Annotated in this window: 14 protein-coding genes; 6 read left to right on the top strand and 8 right to left on the bottom strand. The window is 72.6% G+C overall.

Annotated elements, in window-relative coordinates; all coding sequences use genetic code 11:
* The first annotated feature begins 158 nt into the window (after positions 1-158).
* The 4 genes from CP983_RS34585 (at position 159) to CP983_RS34600 (ending at position 4,278) form a co-directional block, all read left to right on the top strand.
* The gene (locus tag CP983_RS34585; protein ID WP_125526416.1) at positions 159-1,145 is read left to right on the top strand and encodes a hypothetical protein; all 987 of its coding nucleotides are present in this window, start codon (positions 159-161) and stop codon (positions 1,143-1,145) included.
* Between the two features lie 112 nt (positions 1,146-1,257).
* Positions 1,258-2,802: an APC family permease gene (locus CP983_RS34590; protein ID WP_107909223.1), complete on the top strand. Its 1,545-nt coding sequence runs from the start codon at positions 1,258-1,260 to the stop codon at positions 2,800-2,802.
* A 119-nt stretch (positions 2,803-2,921) separates the two neighbouring features.
* Positions 2,922-3,671, top strand: a complete 750-nt coding sequence (locus tag CP983_RS34595) for a molybdopterin-dependent oxidoreductase (protein WP_107909224.1) — start codon at positions 2,922-2,924, stop codon at positions 3,669-3,671.
* Positions 3,655-4,278, top strand: coding sequence for a cytochrome b/b6 domain-containing protein (locus CP983_RS34600; protein WP_150503983.1), 624 nt, complete (start codon positions 3,655-3,657; stop codon positions 4,276-4,278). Before CP983_RS34595 ends, CP983_RS34600 begins: the two co-directional genes overlap by 17 nt.
* Here CP983_RS34600 and CP983_RS34605 read toward each other — a convergent pair.
* The 5 genes from CP983_RS34605 to CP983_RS34625 all read right to left on the bottom strand — a co-directional run bounded on the left by CP983_RS34605 (position 4,232) and on the right by CP983_RS34625 (position 9,355).
* Positions 4,232-5,317 carry a hypothetical protein gene (locus CP983_RS34605; protein ID WP_150503985.1) on the bottom strand — a complete coding sequence of 362 codons (1,086 nt, stop codon included), beginning with the start codon at positions 5,315-5,317 and terminating at the stop codon, positions 4,232-4,234. The genes CP983_RS34600 and CP983_RS34605 overlap by 47 nt on opposite strands.
* A 211-nt stretch (positions 5,318-5,528) precedes the next feature.
* Complete coding sequence (locus CP983_RS34610) at positions 5,529-6,554, bottom strand: L-idonate 5-dehydrogenase (RefSeq protein WP_150503987.1); 1,026 nt, start codon at positions 6,552-6,554, stop codon at positions 5,529-5,531.
* A 14-nt stretch (positions 6,555-6,568) separates the two neighbouring features.
* Positions 6,569-7,327 (bottom strand): SDR family oxidoreductase, encoded by a 759-nt coding sequence (locus tag CP983_RS34615; protein ID WP_150503989.1) that lies wholly within the window; start codon positions 7,325-7,327, stop codon positions 6,569-6,571.
* A 10-nt stretch (positions 7,328-7,337) separates the two neighbouring features.
* Positions 7,338-8,735 (bottom strand): GntP family permease, encoded by a 1,398-nt coding sequence (locus tag CP983_RS34620; RefSeq protein WP_107909229.1) that lies wholly within the window; start codon positions 8,733-8,735, stop codon positions 7,338-7,340.
* Between the two features lie 101 nt (positions 8,736-8,836).
* Entirely contained in the window at positions 8,837-9,355 is a 519-nt protein-coding gene (locus tag CP983_RS34625) for a gluconokinase (RefSeq protein WP_150503991.1), read from the bottom strand.
* A 137-nt stretch (positions 9,356-9,492) separates the two neighbouring features.
* Between CP983_RS34625 and CP983_RS34630 the strand changes: the two genes are divergently transcribed.
* Positions 9,493-10,194 (top strand): FadR/GntR family transcriptional regulator, encoded by a 702-nt coding sequence (locus CP983_RS34630; RefSeq protein WP_150503993.1) that lies wholly within the window; start codon positions 9,493-9,495, stop codon positions 10,192-10,194.
* Positions 10,191-10,553 carry a hypothetical protein gene (locus CP983_RS34635; RefSeq protein ID WP_150503995.1) on the top strand — a complete coding sequence of 121 codons (363 nt, stop codon included), beginning with the start codon at positions 10,191-10,193 and terminating at the stop codon, positions 10,551-10,553. Before CP983_RS34630 ends, CP983_RS34635 begins: the two co-directional genes overlap by 4 nt.
* Here CP983_RS34635 and CP983_RS34640 read toward each other — a convergent pair whose 3' ends face one another.
* The 3 genes from CP983_RS34640 to CP983_RS34650 form a co-directional block, all read right to left on the bottom strand.
* The gene (locus CP983_RS34640; RefSeq protein WP_150503996.1) at positions 10,554-10,928 is read right to left on the bottom strand and encodes a YchJ family protein; all 375 of its coding nucleotides are present in this window, start codon (positions 10,926-10,928) and stop codon (positions 10,554-10,556) included.
* 13 nt (positions 10,929-10,941) lie between these two features.
* Entirely contained in the window at positions 10,942-12,285 is a 1,344-nt protein-coding gene (locus CP983_RS34645; protein ID WP_150503998.1) for a M1 family metallopeptidase, read from the bottom strand.
* 77 nt (positions 12,286-12,362) lie between these two features.
* Positions 12,363-16,217 (bottom strand): Pls/PosA family non-ribosomal peptide synthetase, encoded by a 3,855-nt coding sequence (locus CP983_RS34650; RefSeq protein ID WP_150504000.1) that lies wholly within the window; start codon positions 16,215-16,217, stop codon positions 12,363-12,365.
* Positions 16,218-16,482 lie beyond the last annotated feature (265 nt).

A 16,482-nucleotide genomic window follows, 5' to 3' on the forward strand; every position in this document is an offset into this window, starting at 1 on the left:
CTCGCCATGACGTACGCCACACACAACGAACAAATCCGGCATTGTGGACAGGTTGAATGCCACAACTGCCTCATCAGTAACACTAGTTGACGCGTGTAACGCGTCGGCGGCACTTGACGCGCACCCTTGGCGGGGGGTTTGCTGCGAGTGATCGCTTGATGACAGTCCACGATTTGCTCACAACAGGACCCAAGACGGTGTCCCCACCACCTCCTCTGGGCCGCGGCCGAAAGCGCGCTGCCCACGCCTACGACGCGGCCCTCGACGACGCCGAGCTCGCCGCCGCCCGCACCGCCCTCGCCCAGGGCAGGTGGCAGACCGCCCGCTCGCTGCTCGCCCGAACCGGCGACGAATGGGACCGCAGGGGCCACCGCGTCACCGTCCTCGCCCGGGAGCAGTACTGCGTCCCCTGGACCCGCGACTGGCTGCTCGCCGAGCCCGACTCCGCGGACGCCGCCGTCCTGCTGGCCCTCGCCCAGGTGCAGCGCGCGCTGCGCGGCAAGGAGAAGCCGCCGCGCGCCCGTGAGGCCTGCCATGCCGCCGCCGCGCTCGCGCCCGCCGACCCCACGCCCTGGCTGGGCCTGCTCATGCTGGAGAAGGCCCTGGGCGCCGAGCCCGAGGTGCGCCGCCTCTTCGCCGAGGTCCGCGCCCGGTACGCCGACCACCACCACGCCCACCACCTGATGATCGCCCGGCTCGCCGAGCACCAGTCCGGCACCGGCACCGACCCGCTGCACGAGGTCTACGACTTCGCCAACGCGGCCGCGGAACGGGCGCCCGCCGACTCCCCGCTCGCCGTCCTGCCGGTCATCGCGCACGCCGAGCGGTACCGCGTCCTCGCGGCGGCGGGCCACGAGCCGCGGGACGCGGCCGCCTCCGGGCACTGGACGGGCCGCCGGGCCCGCCAGGTGATGCGGGCCGCCTTCGACTGGTGGCTGGAGTGGGAGCAGGAGGGCCACCCGCGGCGGCTGATCGACCTGAACTTCCTGGCCCACGCCAAGGTGTGCGAGGGCCGGGGCGCCGAGGCCGCCGCCCTCTTCCACCGCATCGGCGAACACGCCACCCCGTCGCCGTGGTCCTACCCCGACCGCGATCCGTACCCCGCCTTCCGCACCGCCCGCGACACCGCGCTCGGCACGGCCTAGGGCCCGCGGGGAGCCGCTCGACATCGCCCGACCAAGACGCACCGCCCCGACGAACACGCACCGGCACCGACCGCACACCAGCGCCCCCGACCCGACGAAGGACGGTCATTCGATGACGACGGGCAGTTCCAGCACGAGCAGAGCCACCGCCGACGGCGGCATCAGTACGTTCAAGGGACAGGACCGCGCCCTGCGCGCCGACCGGCTGGGCACCACGGGCCTGCTGCTGTCCGTGCTCGCCGCCACCGCGCCCCTCATGGTCGTCGCGGGTGTCATGCCCACGACTTTCGGGGTCATGGGGGTCCTCGGCCAGCCGCTGCTCTTCGTGATCCTCGGCGTCGTCCTCGCCCTGTTCAGCGTCGGGTACGCCGAGATGAGCCGGCACGTCCACAACGCGGGCGCCTTCTACGCCTACATCTCCCGCGGCCTCGGCGGCACCGCCGGCGCCGGCGCCGCGATGGTCGCGCTCGTCGCGTACAACGCGCTCCAGGTCGGCATCTACGGCATCTTCGGCTTCGAGGTCTCCGGGCTGTTCGCCACCTACCTCGACACCGAGATCGCCTGGTGGATACCGGCGCTGCTGGCGGTGCTCGCCGTCGGCGCGCTCGGCTGGCTGAAGATCGACCTCAACGCGCGCGTCCTCGGTGTGCTGCTGATCATCGAGGTCGTCCTCGTGGTCATCTTCGACGTCGCCGCCATCGCCGACCCGGCCAAGGAAGGCCTGTCCCTGCACGCCTTCAACCCGGACACCCTCAGCGGCGCGGGCATCGGCACCGCCCTGTGCTTCTGCGTCGCCGCCTTCCTCGGCTTCGAGCAGGCCCCCGTCTACGCCGAGGAGACCAGCCGCCCGCACGTCCTCGTGCCGCGCGTGATGTTCCTGGCCATCGGCGGCATCGCCGTCTTCTACACGATCAGCTGCTGGGCGTACACCGTCGCCGCGGGTCCCTCCGCGATCGTCGGCACCGCGCAGGACCAGAGCGCCGGGCTGCTGTTCTTCCTCACCGAGGACCTGCTCGGCAACACCTTCACCGACGTGCTGCACGTGCTCTTCGTGACCGGCATGTTCGCGGCGATGCTCAGCTTCCACAACGTCGTCGCCCGCTACGCCTTCGCCATGGGCCGCGAGGGCCTGCTGCCCGCCGCGTTCGGCCGCACCAGCGGCGCGAGCGGCGCCCCCGGCACGGGATCGCTGCTCCAGACCGCGATCTCGCTCGTGGTCGTCGCCGTCTTCGCCCTCACCGACGACAGGCCGACCGGCGACCCGACCGCGCCGGTGCTGCACCTGTTCACCTGGATGGGCAACCTCGGCGCGCTGGGCGTCGCCGCGCTGATGGCCGCCGCGTCGGTCTCCGTCATCGCCTTCTTCGTGCGCCGCGGGGCCGCCGCCGCCCAGTTCTGGCGGCTGGCCGCCTCCGGGCTCTCGGTCGTCGGGCTGCTGTTCATCGTCGTCTACACCGTCAAGGACTTCGATGTCCTGATCGGCGCGGGCCCCGACTCCGCCCTCAGCTGGGCGCTGCCCGCCGTCATCGTCCTCGCCCTGGCCGCCGGCGTCGCCCAGGGGCTGCTCCTGCGCTCCCGCGCCCCCGAGCGGCACGCCCGCATCGGGCTCGGCAACGAGGCGTTCCAGCTGGACAAGGCGGCGGCGGAGACGCCGTAGCCGCGCCCCCGGCCCGCGGCCACGCAGGAACCGAGAGCCACGTAAGAACTGATTACGGAACTCTGACGAGCACCCGCGATCCCTGGCCCCGCCGGGGTCGCGGGTGTTCGAATGAAGAGGTGAACCCCGAACAGCCCGCACCGCGCGACGAGGAACCGGGCGAGGGGAAGGGCAGGCCGATCGGCCGCCGCGTCCTCCTCGGCACCCTCGGCCTGGGCGTCCTCGGCGTCGTCACCGCGCCCACCCTCCAGCGCGGCCTGGAGTCCTTCCTCGCCGGGGCCTCCGACAAGGACCCCACCGGCCTGACGGACCTGCTGCCCAACGGCGGCGGCTTCCGCTACTACTCGGTGACCTCCTCCGTACCCCGCAAGACCGCCACCACCTACCGCCTCACCGTCGACGGCCTCGTCGACCGCCCCGGGTCCTACACCCTCGCCGACCTGCGCGCCCTGCCGCAGACCCGGCTGGTGCGCGACGTCCAGTGCGTCACCGGCTGGCGGGTCCCCGGCACGCCCTTCGAAGGGGTGCGCCTGTCCCGGCTGCTGGACGCCGCGGGAGTGCGCGAGGGGGCCGGCGCGGTCCGCTTCACCTGCTTCGACGGCGCCTACAGCGAGAGCCTCACCCTCGACCAGGCCCGCCGCGCGGACGTCCTGGTCGCCCTGCGCATGCAGGACAAGGACATCGGCCACGCCCACGGCGGCCCCGCCCGCCTCTACGTCGCCCCCATGTACTTCTACAAGTCGGCCAAGTGGCTCTCCGGCATCACCGTCACCAAGGACGTGAAGCCGGGCTACTGGGAGGAACGGGGCTACGACGTCGACGCCTGGGTCGGCCGCTCGAACGGACGCGACGATGAGCCTACGACTTGACGCGCCCGGCGCGGCCACCGGCGTCCGGCGCTTCGGCCGGGCCACGCGCTGGGTGCACCGCACGACGGCCGTGCTGATGGGTGTGTGCGTGGCGACGGCGGCCTGTCTGTACATCCCGCAGTTCGCCGAACTCGTCGGCCGCCGCGAACTGGTGGTCCGTATCCACGAGTGGGCCGGCCTCGCCCTGCCGGTGCCCCTCCTGGCCGGCCTCGCCTCCCGGCTGTTCCGCGCCGACCTGGGCTTCCTCAACCGCTTCGGCCCGCACGACCGCGTCTGGCTGCGGGCTGCCGTGCGGCGCGACAAGCGTCGGTCCTCACGTCCGGCGGGGAAGTTCAACGCCGGGCAGAAGATCTACGCGGCCTGGATCGCCGGTGCGACGCTGGTGATGCTCGGCACCGGCCTGATCATGTGGTTCACGCATCTCACGCCCCTTCAGTGGCGCACCAGCGCGACGTTCGTCCACGACTGGCTGGCTCTCACGATCGGGATCGTTCTCGCCGGTCACATCGGGATGGCGCTGGGGGATCCGGAGGCCCGCCGCGGCATGCGGACCGGCCTGGTCAGCCGGGAGTGGGCCGAGCGGGAGCACCGGCTTTGGCGGCCGTGACGGGCGCCCAGAGGGATGGGGCGGCTTGTGTGCGCGGGTTCGTTGCGGCTGGTCGCGCAGTTCCCCGCGCCCCTTGGGGGGTGGGTGGACCGTCGGTTGCTTCGTCGGGGGCGTTCGGCTCGGGCAGGGCGACGGTGAAGGCCATCGGCAGCCGGACCTCCGTGCCGCCGTACCGTACCGCCACGTCCACCGGACCCGGCGCCAGTGCCGGTACGACCACCGACAGCACCCCTCGATCACTCAGCACCGGCACCTCCTGACCTCCGATACTCACGCCCCCACCGCGCGGCAGTTCGCCCGGGTCGAAGTACGTGTCCGCCAGCTCGATGCCGATCGTCTCGCCCGGTATCGCCGTTCCGTCTCCGCCCGTGTCCACCCCGGCGATCCGGTAGCCGCAGGCAGGCGGGCCGCCCGACGCGGGCTTCAGCCGCACCGAGGCTCCGGGATGCCGTCGATGGAAGTCGAGCAGCCCGCCGAGCACGGCGTGCGCGGCCCGCCCCTTGCAGGAGTCGCCCCCGCCCGCCGACGCGGCATGGTCCCGGACCGCCTGCGCCCAGTCGCCGCCCTCGCCCTGCACGGCGAGACACGCGGAGGCCAGGCCCCGCAGCAGGGCCCGGTCGCCGTCGGTGGTGAGCCGGGGGATCACGCCGAGGGCGGCCCGGCAGTCGGCGGGGTCGCTCAACAGGTCGTACACGCTCGCCGGGTCGGGGACGCCGTCGGCGTCCGGCGAGGCGGGGCCGGGCGGCAGCCAGCCGGGGACTTCGATAACCCTCCGGCTCACGGAAGGGCTGGGGGAGGGGCTCGGGAGTTCGCTCGGGGTGCGGCCGGCCGGAGGAGCGACGGGCCTCCCCGTGACCGCGGGTGCGCCGATGTGCCCGTCGGGCCGCTGTTCCGTCGGGGCCGAGGCATTGCCGGCCGGGTCGGTCGGCGGCCTCGCGGCGCCTGCCGTCGGTCCGGCGGTGACGACGGTGCCTCCGCCGCCCCTGCCGTCCGCCGTGCCGCGCCCGTCACCGGTGAAGGCCGCGGCGGCCACCGCCACACGCCCCTACCACCAGCAGCCCCGAGATGCGCATCCCGAGGGAAACCGCCATGACGCCCCCCGTCGTCCTCGCCCCCGAAGGCCGTCACCGCCTTCGGGAGTCTCCTCATCATCGGGCTCGCGGCGCTCCCGGGGAAGGAGCTTCAGCTGATCGTCGGGGCGAGTTCAGGCCCGCGTGGATCACGGACCGGGCAACCGGAAGCCGGACCGGTCAGCCCTCGAAGTCCAGCAGCACCTTGCACGACCGGCTCCGGTCGGCCGCCAGCGCGAACGCCTCCTCGGCCCGCCGCACCGGCACCACAGCGCTGACCAGCCCGTCGAAGGAGCCCTCGACGGCCAGCAGTTCCAGCGCCGCGTCGAACTCCGTGTCGAAGCGGAACGCCCCGCGCAGCTCGATCTCCCGGCTCACGACGAGGTTGCCCGCAAACGGACTCTGCCCCGGCGGCAGCATCCCCAACTGCACCACGACACCGCCCCGCCGCACCAGCCGCAGACAGGTGTCCAGTCCGGCGGCCACCCCGGACGCCTCGATCGCCACGTCCACCTCGGCGGGCCACCCGGCATCGTCCGGCTCGTCGGCCCGTACGACGGTGTCGGCGCCGGCGGCACGGGCGTACTCCAGTGCCGCAGGCAGCAGGTCCGTCACCGTCACGCTCGCCGCGCCGGCCGCCTTCGCCGCCGCGACCACCAGACACCCGATGGGCCCGGCGCCGGTGACCAGGACATGCCTGCCGGCCACGTCCCCGGCCCGCCGCACGGCGTGCAGCGCGACGGACAGCGGCTCGGCGAGCGCCGCCCGCCGCAGGTCGAGCCCCGCCGGGAGCGGCCGCAACTGGTCGGCGGGGACGACGACTCGGGCCGCGAATCCGCCCTGTACGTGCGGGAAGCGTGCCGCGCTGCCGAGATAGCGGGTGTCCCGGCAGACGTTGCGCCGCCCGTCCACGCACTCCGGGCAGCGCCCGCAGGGCGTGGCGGGGTGGACCGCGACGGCCGTACCGGCGAGGGGGCCCGACGCCCCGTCGCCGTACGCGACGACCGTTCCGACCACCTCGTGCCCGAGCAGCATCGGCTCCCTGAGCCGGAAGTCGCCGACCCCGCCGTGCCGCCAGTAATGCAGGTCGGAGCCGCAGACCCCGCCGTACCGGACGGCCACCAGTGCCTGTCCGGGGCCCGGGAGCGGCACCGGGAGTTCCTCGACCCGCAGGTCGTCCCGACCGTGGATCACACAACCGAGCATCCCTCGGGCCTCCTTCACAGCACGCTGGTCATGCCGCCGTCGACGTACAGCACCTGCCCGCCGACGAAGTCCGCGGCCGGGGAGGCGAGGAAGAGCAACCCGCCCACCAGGTCCTCGGTGCGTCCCCAGCGGCCGGCCGGGGTGCGGCGGCGCACCCAGGCGCTGAACTCCTCGTCCTCGACGAGGGGCCGGGTCAGCTCGGTCTCGATGTAGCCGGGGCCCAGGCCGTTGACCTGGACGCCGTAGGGGCCCCAGTCGGCGCACATGCCCTTGGTGAGCATCTTCAGGGCGCCCTTGGTGGCCGCGTACGGCGCGATGCCGGGGCGGACCACCTTGCTCTGGAGGGAGCAGATGTTCACGATCTTTCCGTGCCCGCGTTCCGTCATCCGGCGGGCCGCCTCCCGGCCCACCAGGAACGCGCTGGTGAGATTGGTGTCCAGGATGCGGTGCCAGTCCGCGTCCCCGAACTCCAGCAGGGGCGCGCGCAGTTGCATCCCCGCGTTGTTGACCAGGATGTCGAGCGGGCCCACCCGCTCCTCGACGTCCGCGATCCCGGCGGCCACCGACGGGCCGTCGGTCACGTCGAACGCGGCCGTGCGGACGTCGCCGGGGAGTTCCCCGGCGGCCTTCGCGAGGCGTTCCGAGTCGCGTCCGTTGAGGACGACCGTGCAGCCGGCCTCGGCGAGACCGCGGGCGAGCGCGAGGCCGATGCCCCGGCTGGAGCCGGTGACCAGGGCCGTGCGGCCGCCGATGTCGAAGAGCGGGTGGCTCATGGGCGTACCCCTAGATCACGAGCGAGAGCAGCAGGACCAGACCGCCGGCGACCACCGAGATGATCGTCTCCATGACGGACCAGGTCTTGACGGTCTGTCCGACGTTCAGGCCGAAGTACTCCTTCACCAGCCAGAAACCGGCGTCGTTGACATGGCTGAAGAACAGCGAGCCGGCGCCGATGGCGAGGACCAGCAGGGCCGCGTGCGTCGTCGACATGTCGGCCGCGAGCGGGGCGACCAGACCGGCCGCGGAGACCGTGGCCACCGTCGCCGAGCCCGTCGCCAGCCGGATCGCGACCGCGATCAGCCAGGCCAGCAGCAGCGCCGGGATCGACCAGTCCTTGGAGATCTCCAGGACCATCTGGCCGACGCCGGTGTCGATCAGCGTCTGCTTGAAGCCGCCGCCGGCGCCCACGATGAGCAGGATGCCCGCGATGGGGGCGAGGCTCTTCTCGACCAGCGGCGAGATCCGCTCCTTGCTGAAGCCCGCGGGCCTGAGCAGGGTGAAGATGCCGACGAGCACGGAGGCCAGCAGCGCGATCAGCGGCGAGCCGATGACGTCGAAGACCCGCTGGACGGTGTTCTCGGGGTCGTCGACGACTATGTCGACCAAAGCCTTCGAGAGCATCAGGACGACGGGCAGCAGGATGGTCGTGAGCGTCGCGCCGAAGCCGGGCCGCTTCTCCAGGTCCTCCGACGCACGCTGCGGAATCATCCGGTCCGGAGCCGGTACGTCGACCCAGCGGGCCGCGTACCGCGAGAACAGCGGCCCCGCGATGATCACCGTCGGGATGGCGACCAGGACGCCGAGCGCCAACGTCACACCCAGGTTGGCGCCGATCGCGTCGATGGCGACCAGCGGGCCCGGGTGCGGCGGGACCAGGCCGTGCATCACGGACAGGCCGGCGAGGGCGGGGATGCCGATGCGCATCAGCGAGTAGTTGCCGCGCTTGGCGACCATCAGCACGACGGGGATCAGCAGGACGACGCCGACCTCGAAGAACAGCGGCAGACCGATCACCGAGGCGATCAGCACCATCGCCCAGGGCATCGAACGGCCGCTCGCCCTGGCGAGGATGGTGTCGACGATCTGGTCGGCGCCGCCGGAGTCGGCGAGCATCTTGCCGAGGATCGCGCCGAGCGCGATCAGCACGCCCACGCCGGCGACGGTGGTGCCGAGACCGGTGGTGAAGCTGACGATGACCTTGTCGAGCGGTGCCCCGGCGAGGGCGCCGAGCACGAGCGAGCCGAGGGTCAGCGACAGGAAGGCGTGGAGCTTGAACTTGGTGATGAGCAGGACGATGACGGCGATGCCCACCAGGACGGCGACACCGAGCTGAGCGTGGCCGGCCGAGGTGATGGGCTCGACGGTGTCCGCTGCCAGCATCTCGACGCTGAGTCTGGTCACGGGGGTTCCCTTGCAGATACGGGGGTTGGGGAGGGGGTGCTGCCGTGGGGGGTTTCCGGCGGCTGCCGGAGGTGGAGCGCGGGTGGTGCGGGTGGTGCGGGTTACGCGGCCGACTCGGGAATCCCGCTCAGCGCTTCGACGGCCCGTTCGGTGATCTCCTCGGGGCTGCCTGCGACATCCACCGCGACCCCGGCCTCGTCGGCCTGGAGCGGCTGGAGCGTGGCGAACTGCGAGTCCAGCAGCGCGGTCGGCATGAAGTGCCCCTGCCGGTGCGCCATCCGGTCCTCGATGAGGGCCCGGTCGCCGCTGAGGTGCACGAACACGACTCCGGGCGCCTCGGCCCGCAGCCGGTCACGGTACGACCGCTTCAGTGCCGAGCAGCTGACCACCCCGCCGAGCCCGGCCCTCTCGTGCGCCCAGGTGCCGATGGCGTCGAGCCAGGGCCACCTGTCGTGGTCGTCGAGCGGGACGCCGGCCGACATCTTGGCGATGTTGGCCGGAGGGTGGAAGTCGTCGCCCTCGGCGTAGGGCACGCCGAGCCGGGCGGCGAGCAGGGGACCGATGGTGGTCTTCCCGGTGCCCGCGACGCCCATGACCACGACGACATGGGGGGTACTCATCGCTGCCTCACTGTCTGCTGTCCTCGTCGACACGTGATGTCGACGCCCATGAAACGCATTAGGTACGACGAATTCAAGAGTGTGTGATGTATAAGTCTGACTTTTTAAGATCGTGATCCACCGCGTACGCTGAGTGCATGACCACTCCGGGCCGGGGTCTGCACGGCCATGTACTGGAAACACTCGGCCCCGCGATCACCGCCGGCGAGTACCCGCCGGGCAGCGTCCTGCGCACCGACGAACTGGCGCAGCGCTTCGATGTGTCCCGCTCGGTGATGCGCGAGGCGGTCCGCGTCCTGGAGTCCATGCACCTGGTCGAGTCCCGCCGCCGCGTCGGTGTGACGGTCCGCCAGAAGTCCGAGTGGAACGTCTACGACCCCCAGGTCATCCGCTGGCGGCTGGCCGGCGCCGACCGCCCCCACCAGCTGCGCTCGCTCACGGTCCTGCGCTCGGCGATCGAACCGGCCGCCGCCGGCCTCGCCGCGAAGCACGCCACCGCCGAGCAGTGCGCCGAGCTCACCGAGTGCGCCCTCGGCATGGTCGCCCACTCCCGCGGCCACCAGCTGGAGGGCTATCTGATCCACGACATGGCCTTCCACCGCGTCGTCCTGAACGCCTCCGGCAACGAGATGTTCGCGCGCCTCGGCGACGTCGTGGCCGAGGTCCTGACGGGCCGCACCCACCACGAGATCATGTTCGAGGACCCCGACCCCGCCGCCGTCACCCTCCACGTACAGGTCGCCGAGGCGATCCGCGCCGGCGACGCCGCCCGCGCGGAACACCTGACCCGCGAGATCACGGTCGGCGCACTCCAGGAGCTGGACATCCTGGCGCCATGACCGAGGACGGCCGGCGGGCGGACATCGAGCGCGTCATCGCGCCGCTGACGGAGAACATGCTGAAGGCCGGCGACTTCGGCTTCGACGCGATCCGGCGCCTGGGCAACCCGATGCCCATGCTCGTGCACAACGAGGGGCAGGAGCGGTTGGAGCTGTGGCTGGAGCCGTTCGGGCAGGACTACTGGCTGGAGCCCGGGGAGGCCGTCCACGTCACGTCCTACGGGACCTGGAGCGACCATCCGTTCGAGACGGTCCACGAGCCCGGCCGTCTCACCGTCTGGGCCACGTCCTGGTTCGCGACCGTCACCGACCGCGAGGGCAACGAGTTCCCGCCGGGCCGGCGGGACGCCACCCCCTAGTCAGTCCAGGAACTCCCCGTCCACGTACACCCAGGCCCCGTCCACCCGCTCGAACCGGCTGCGTTCGTGCAGTGAGCCGCCCCGGTAGGAGGCGCGGAAGGTCACCGTGCCCGTGGTGTGGAACGCCGAGCCGTCCGTCGTGGCCACGATCTCGAGGCCGGTCCACCGCATGCCGGGATCGAGGTCCAGCCGGGCGGGACGCGTCCGTGGATGCCAGGTGCGCAGCAGGTACGCCGGATCGCCCTTGACGAAGGCGCTGTAGCGCGAGCGCATCAGCGCCTCGGCGGTCGGCGCGGCCGCGGCAACGGAATGGAAGCGGCCGCAGCACTCGTCGTACGAAGCGGGCAGGCCGCACGGGCAGGAACGCGTGGTCATGCGTGCCATTGTGCTAGCCCGCCGCCCGTGTCTCGGCCCCCGGCAGCGGCGGCAGCGCGGGTCCGTGCAGCCACGCCCGCAGCAGCTCGTCCACCGGCTCGCTCGCGAAGCGGGCCACATGGGACGTGAACGCCGTCGTCGTCACCGTGCCGCCCCGGTGCAGCTGACCCCAGCTGCGCAGCATGCGGAAGAAGGCGATGTCGCCCAGCGCGCAGCGCACCGCGTGCAGGGTCAGCCCGCCGCGCTCGTAGAGCCGGTCGTCGAACATCGCCTTGCGGCCCGGGTCGGCCAGCCGCAGGTCCTGCGGCATCGACGACAGCAACCGGTGCGCCGCGGAAGCGAGTTGCTGCGCCGTCCGCCCGCCCGAGCGCTCCGACCACAGCCACTCCGCGTACTTCGCGAGCCCTTCGTTCAGCCAGATGTGCCGCCAGTCCGCGATGGACACGCTGTTGCCGAACCACTGGTGCGCCAGCTCGTGCGCCACCAGCCGCTCCGAACCCCGCCCCCCGTCCACATGGTTGGCGCCGAACAGCGACAACCCCTGTGCCTCGACGGGCACATCGAGTTCCTCCTCGGTCACCACGACCGCGTACTCGTCGAACGGGTACGGCCCGAACAGCTCCTGGAAGACGTCCATCATCTGCGGCTGACGCGCGAAGTCCCGCGAGAAGTCCGCCAGCAGATGCGCCGGGATGTGCCCGTGCTGCGGCACCCCGCCCAGCCCCGGGTCGCCCAGCAGCACCGTCTGGTACTTCCCGATCGACAGCCCGACGAGATAGCTGGAGGTCGGCGCGGCCTGCTCGTAGACCCAGGTGGTGGTGCTCGCCTTCGTCGTCCGCGTCAGCAGCCGCCCGCCCGCGACCACCGCGTACGCCGACGGCGTGGTGATCGAGATCTGGTACGACGCCTTGTCGGCCGGCCGGTCGTTGCACGGGTACCACGACGGCGCCCCGATCGGCTGGCTCGCCACCAGCGCCCCGTCCTCCAGCTCCTCCCAACCGACACCGCCCCACGGGCTGTTCACCGGCTTGGGATTGCCCGACCAGTGCACCTCGACCGTGAAGGCGGCCCCGGCCCGGACCGGCTTCGCCGGGCGCACCCGCAGCCTGCCGCCGCGGTGCGTGTAGTGCGGCTGGCGCCCGTCCACCCGGACCCGCCCGATCTTGAAGTCGGCGAGGTTCAGCACGAACTCGGCCAGCGGCGAGCGCCCCGCGATCGCGTTGATCCGGGCCGTCGCCGACAGCCGGTTCGGGCCCGGGCGGTAGTCCAGCGCCAGCTCGTACCGGTGCACCCGGTAGCGGGAATCGCCGTGCTCCGGGAAGTACGGGTCCGCGCCCGCCGCCTGCTGAACTGCCACTGCTGTCTGTGCTCCCTGCGCCTTGCCGCTGCCACTCCGTGCCGGTCCACCGCTCTCCGGCCCGGGGTGGGCCGTGCTCAGGGACGCCATGCCTCGATCGGGTTGCCCAGCCAACGGGTGTCGTCAGGGACGGACTCCGCAGCCATGACGAGCGACGCGGGACCCAGAGTCGTGCGGGCCCCGATCGCGCTGCCGGGCAGGACGATCCCGCCAGGACCCAGCGTCGCGCCCTCACGGAGGACCACAGTATCCGTCCGCAAGATCCGGTCGTGGAAGAGGTGTGTCTGGAGCACACAGCCCCGGTTCACGGTCGCGGCGTCCTCCAAGGTCACCAAGTCCGTCTCCGGCAGCCAGTAGCTGTCCACCCACACGCCCTTGCCGATCCGCGCGCCGAGCCCCCGCAGCCACGCCGTCATCACCGGCGTACCCGGTACCGAGCCCGCCAACCACGGCACGGCGAGCACCTCGACGAAGGTGTCGGCCAGCTCGTTGCGCCACACGAAGGACGACCACAGCGGATGCTCCCCGCTGCGGTGCCGCCCCACGAGCAGCCACTTCGCGACGATCGACACCAGCCCGGCGGCGGCACCCGCCGCGAGCAGCACCAGCCCGGACAGCAGCGGCGCCCAGACCCCCAGCACGCACAGCGCGGCGACCGTCAGCACCGCGATGCCCGCCGAGCAGAACACCGGCACGATCCGGCACAGCTCCACCAGGCCGCGCGCCCACAGCAGCCGGGCCGGCGGGTCGTACGTCCGGCTCTGGTCGCCGTCGGACGCGGCACGCGGCAGCTTGACCGGCGGCAGCCCCAGATACGAGGTGCCCTTCTTGGCCTTCTTCGGCGTCGCCGACAGCACACCGACAAGCCCGCCGTCCGGCACGGTCCGCCCGGGCCCGGTCATCCCCGAGTTCCCGAGGAACGCCCGCCGCCCGATCTCCGCGCGCCCGATCCGCATCCAGCCGCCACCGAGCTCGTACGGCGCGGTCAGCGTGTCGTCGGCCAGGAACGCGCCCTCGCCGACCGTCGTCAGACTCGGCAGGGCGAGCACCGTGGACACCTCGGCGCCCCGCCCGATCCGCATCCCGAGCAGCCGCAGCCACACCGGCGTGGCCAGCCCGGCGTACAGCGGGAACAGGGTGTCGCGGGCACGGTCCATCAGCTGCGTCACGGTCCAGGCCTGCCAGCCGACCCTGCTGTGCGTGGGATGAGTGCCCTCGCGCAGCCCGAGGCTCAGCAGCCGTACGGAGACCAGGATCAGCAGCGCGTACGCCGCCCCGAAGGCGAGCGTCGCCGGTACGAGGGCCAGCGCGGCGCCCACCAGGGGCGAGCCCGGCGTGAAGAACACCCGGCCGACGAGGAACGCGGCCGCACCCGCCAGCACGGGCAGCGCGCTCAGCGCGAAACCGGTCAGGCCGTACATCACCCGCCAGTACGTGCCGCGCCGCGGCCGGTCCTTGGGCCAGTTGCGCTTGGCCTTGCCGAGCTTGACCGCGGGCGCACCCGCCCAGCGCTGCCCGGTCGGGACCTGCCCGGTCACCGCCGAGCCGGGCGCCACCTCGGCCCGCTTGCCGACCCGGGCGCCCGGGAAGAGCATGCTGCGGGTGCCGACGACGGCGTGCGCGCCGACCTTGACCGAGCCGATCTCCAGCCGGTCCCCGTCCAGCCAGTACCCGGACAGGTCCACCTCGGACTCGACCGCGGCGCCGCGCCCCAGCTTCAGCAGCCCGGTGACCGGCGGCAGCGAGTGCAGGTCCACCTCGGGCCCGACCTTGGCGCCCAGCGCCCGCGCGTACCGCTCCAGCCAGGCCCCGGTCAGCGAGGTCGCCCCGCTGAACTCGGCCAGCCGCTCGGCCGTCCACAGCCGCAAGTGCACACTGCCACCGCGCGGGTACCGGCCCGGCTTCACGCCCCTGAGCAGCAGCCGCGCCCCGCCGGCGGCCAGCGCGAGCCGCCCCGGCGGGCTGAACAGCGCCACCGCCCCGGCCGCGAGCAGCCACCAGGGCGCCGTCGGCAGCCACCCGTAGGCGGGCAGCAGGTTCCCGAGCGCGGCCAGCACGACCGTCCAGCGCAGGCCGAGCAGCGTGAACAGCGGAACGAGCAGCAGAAGCTGGATCAGCTGCGCACTCCGGGGCACCGGCGCGACGATCCGCTCCGCCCCGTCGTCGTGCGCGGACTTCTCCAGGTGCCGGGCCAGCTTCCGCAGCACCGGCTGCTGGTAGATGTCCAGGACGGCCGCGCTCGGATAACGGGTGCGCAGCCGCGTCGTCAGCTGTGCGGCGGCCAGGCTGCCGCCGCCGATCGCGAAGAAGTCGTCGGAGGCGCTGGTGACGGGGATGCCGAGGACCTCGGTCCACTGCTCCGCCAGCCATGCCTCGGTGCCGTACAGATGCTCCGCAGGTCCGCCCGTCTCCAGGCCCTCCAGCGGCCAGGGCAGCGCGTTGCGGTCCACCTTGCCCGAGGTGCGGGTCGGCAGGTCGTCCACCGGCGCCAGCAGCGGCACCAGCGCGGCCGGCAGCTCCGCGCGCAGCTTCTCCACCGCGGTCGCCTGGTCCCAGCCGTCCTGCGTGACGACGTACCCGACGAGAAGCTGATTGCCGCTGCGGGCCGTCCGCACGGCGGCCGCCGCACCGGCGACACCGGGCAGCGCCTGCAGCGCTGCGTCCACCTCACCGAGCTCGATCCGCCGCCCGCCGAGCTTGATCTGCTCGTCGGCCCGCCCGAGGAAGACCAGCCCCTCCGGCTCCGCCTTGACGAGGTCACCACTGCGATACGCCCGCTCCCAGCCCAGCGACTGAAGCGGGGCGTACTTCTCCGCGTCCTTCTCGGCGTCGAGATACCGGGCGAGACCGACCCCGCCGATCACCAGCTGCCCGCTCGCGCCCATCGGCACGGGCTCCCCGGCCTCGTCCACGACGGCCAGCTCCCAGCCGTTCAGCGGCAGCCCGATCCGGATCGGCTCCTCGCCGCTCATCAGCGCCGCGCAGGCCACCACGGTCGCCTCGGTGGGCCCGTAGGTGTTCCAGACCTCACGGCCCTCGGTCACCAGCCGCTGCGTCAGCTCGGGCGGGCAGGCCTCACCGCCGAAGATCAGCAGTCGTACGTCGTTGAGGGTCTCCGGCTCCCAGAGCGCGGCGAGCGTGGGCACGGTCGACACGACCGTGATCTCCTGCTCCACCAGCCACGGCCCGAGATCGGCACCGCTCCTGACCTGCGAACGCGGCACCGGCACCAGACAGGCGCCGTACCGCCAGGCCAGCCACATCTCCTCGCAGGAAGCGTCGAACGCGACCGACAGGCCCGCCATGACCCGGTCGCCGGGCCCGATCGGCTCCTCGGTGAGGAACAGCGCGGCCTCGGCGTCCACGAAGGCGGCGGCACTGCGGTGCGAGACGGCGACGCCCTTCGGCTTCCCGGTCGAACCGGACGTGAAGATGATCCAGGCGTCGTGCCCGACACCGGGGCGCGCGGCGGGAACGTCACTGCGGGAGTGCACGGTCAGCTCGTGCCCGGCGCCCACGACGGCCCGTACGTCCGCCTCGCCGAACACCAGCTCGGCCCGCTCGTCCGGGTCCTCGGCGTCCACCGGGACATAGGCGGCACCGGCCGCGAGCACGGCGAGGATCGCGACGTACAGGTCGTTGGTGCCGGACGGCACCCGCACGCCCACCCGGTCCCCGAGCCCGACCCCGGCCGCGCCCAGCGCGCGCCGCAGCCGCTCCACCTCGACCGCCAGCTCCCGGTAGGTCAGGCCGGTCGTGCCGTCGTCCAGCGCCGGCTCGTCCGGGAAGGAGCGCACCGACGCGTCGAAGACGTCGACGAGCGTGCGCGGGGAGGCCGCGGGGCCTCCGGAGAAACGGGCGGTGTCGCCGAACTTCTCGCGGAGTTCTTCGTCGAGCAGGCCGAGAGCATCGCTCTCGTGTATCGCTGCCATCCGGTCCTCGCGTCTCGATCCCGGATGCCTCCGGGGCGCTGGCGGGCCCGCAGGTTTGCCTGGGGTTGTCCGGCTCCAGCTCCGTAACAAGCCGGAAATTTTAGTACGACGCTAGGTTCGGGGTCGGGGAACGGCCACTCGGAGCACCCGTTCGAGGCTACACCGGAGCCCGGCGAACCCACGCTGACCTGGTGATCTTCTCTCGAACGAGACATCGCCCACACAGTGCGTGACAACGCGGTCGACGCAGCGTCCGGATGGCCCA

Source organism: Streptomyces chartreusis (assembly GCF_008704715.1).
Lineage (GTDB): Bacteria > Actinomycetota > Actinomycetes > Streptomycetales > Streptomycetaceae > Streptomyces > Streptomyces chartreusis.

Excerpts from the sequence above, each read along its gene's own strand:
- CP983_RS34585 (WP_125526416.1), top strand. The coding sequence starts at position 159 with ATGACAGTCCACGATTTGCTCACAACAGGACCCAAGACGGTGTCCCCA.
- CP983_RS34590 (WP_107909223.1), top strand. The coding sequence starts at position 1,258 with ATGACGACGGGCAGTTCCAGCACGAGCAGAGCCACCGCCGACGGCGGC.
- CP983_RS34600 (WP_150503983.1), top strand. The coding sequence starts at position 3,655 with ATGAGCCTACGACTTGACGCGCCCGGCGCGGCCACCGGCGTCCGGCGC.
- CP983_RS34610 (WP_150503987.1), bottom strand. The coding sequence starts at position 6,554 with ATGCTCGGTTGTGTGATCCACGGTCGGGACGACCTGCGGGTCGAGGAA.
- CP983_RS34615 (WP_150503989.1), bottom strand. The coding sequence starts at position 7,327 with ATGAGCCACCCGCTCTTCGACATCGGCGGCCGCACGGCCCTGGTCACC.
- CP983_RS34625 (WP_150503991.1), bottom strand. The coding sequence starts at position 9,355 with ATGAGTACCCCCCATGTCGTCGTGGTCATGGGCGTCGCGGGCACCGGG.
- CP983_RS34630 (WP_150503993.1), top strand. The coding sequence starts at position 9,493 with ATGACCACTCCGGGCCGGGGTCTGCACGGCCATGTACTGGAAACACTC.
- CP983_RS34635 (WP_150503995.1), top strand. The coding sequence starts at position 10,191 with ATGACCGAGGACGGCCGGCGGGCGGACATCGAGCGCGTCATCGCGCCG.
- CP983_RS34640 (WP_150503996.1), bottom strand. The coding sequence starts at position 10,928 with ATGACCACGCGTTCCTGCCCGTGCGGCCTGCCCGCTTCGTACGACGAG.
- CP983_RS34650 (WP_150504000.1), bottom strand. The coding sequence starts at position 16,217 with ATGGCAGCGATACACGAGAGCGATGCTCTCGGCCTGCTCGACGAAGAA.